At 30.8% G+C, this 1,326-nt stretch carries 2 protein-coding genes; one reads left to right on the top strand and one right to left on the bottom strand.

The features are described 5' to 3' along the window. Nucleotides 1-66: 66 nt before the first annotated feature. Nucleotides 67-672, bottom strand: coding sequence for an alpha/beta fold hydrolase (locus tag AVJ20_RS17915; RefSeq protein ID WP_111886143.1), 606 nt, complete (start codon nucleotides 670-672; stop codon nucleotides 67-69). Between the two features lie 126 nt (nucleotides 673-798). Here AVJ20_RS17915 and AVJ20_RS17910 point away from each other — a divergent pair, with 126 nt between their 5' ends. Then, the gene (locus AVJ20_RS17910) at nucleotides 799-1,308 is read left to right on the top strand and encodes a DinB family protein (protein ID WP_111886142.1); all 510 of its coding nucleotides are present in this window, start codon (nucleotides 799-801) and stop codon (nucleotides 1,306-1,308) included. Nucleotides 1,309-1,326 lie beyond the last annotated feature (18 nt).

The raw sequence follows: 1,326 nt of genomic DNA, 5'->3' as shown, positions 1-1,326 counted from the left end.
GCATTGATTTCTAAGGATAATTATAAAGCATTTCGTATAAGGTGTATTATGTTAATTTTAGAAATATTAAGAAATAGCTTCTAAAAACTGATTTATATAAATACTAACGTCTTTAGCATGTTCTTCAGCCAAATTATGCTTACCGTTGCTAACAATTTTTAAAGTAGAACCTTTTAATTTGGTGTTTAGATATGTTCCTACAGCTACTGGGCTAATAGGGTCAGCATCTCCCCAAATCAATAGAATCGGAATATTAATTTTGTCCAAATACTCATCGTAATTCACATTTGTTGTCATAAACCATTCAGGATATCTTGGATACTGTTCTTGGTATTCAGTTCTCCAATCTTGGACGTTAAATGGAGTTAAATCTATTCCTCCTGATGTTGCTATTAAAACCAGACCTTTGATTAGACTAGGATCAGTAAAGGCCTTATTAACAGCAAATATCCCTCCCATTGATTGGGCAATTAGAATAGATTCAGAATTAATTTTTCCTGTAACGTATTCTTGTAAATCACTAAAACTCTTTAATCTAGTATCTTCTGCAATACGTCCAAAACCAGGATAGCCGATAATTTGTTTTTCATACTTTTTAGGTAAAAACTCAATCAAAGGTTTCCAAAAATCAATGTTTCCAGATGCACCTGGTAAGAATACTATTTTTTCCATCTTTTCATAATCTTAAAAATTTTAATTACTAAAACACTATCTTTTATAATTTCATTAGTCTAGATAAGTTTTTGATCTATTTAAGTTATATTAGTTTTAGGAAACTCAATAAATGGTTCTTTATACATGGATTTAAAAACTTTTGAATTATTAGCTCGATACAACATTTGGTCTACTACAAAATTAAATCAGGTTTTAAAAACTGTTTCTAATGACGATTTTAATGCTGAATGTGGACTTTATTTCAAAAGCATATCTGGAACTTTGAATCACTTACTTGTTGGTGAACACTATCTTTGGTTTCCTCGTTTTTTAGCTAAACCCACACCTGTATTAAAGCTAAATACCATCATAGAGAATGATAAAGACAAGTTGATATCCCTGTTAGAAGATAAGGCTCTTAATTGGATAGATTTTTTAAAATGTGTTGATATTGAAAAATTTAAATATGATTTACAGTACAAGACATCTACAGGTAAAGATATGAATTTACCTTATGCAGCCACTCTATTGCATGTTTTTAATCATGGGACTCATCACAGAGGACAAATCACAGCTGCTCTAACGTCAATGGGATACCTTTGTCCTGAGATAGACTTGGTCTACATGCTAATTGAAGAAAATCAGCCTGCTTAACATAATGGTTGTTATACG

The sequence above is a fragment of the Acinetobacter sp. CFCC 11171 genome (assembly GCF_003268405.1).
Classification (GTDB): domain Bacteria; phylum Pseudomonadota; class Gammaproteobacteria; order Pseudomonadales; family Moraxellaceae; genus Acinetobacter; species Acinetobacter amyesii.
The sequence above is the reverse complement of the archived record's forward strand: the minus strand, read 5'-3'. Positions and strand labels throughout refer to the sequence as shown.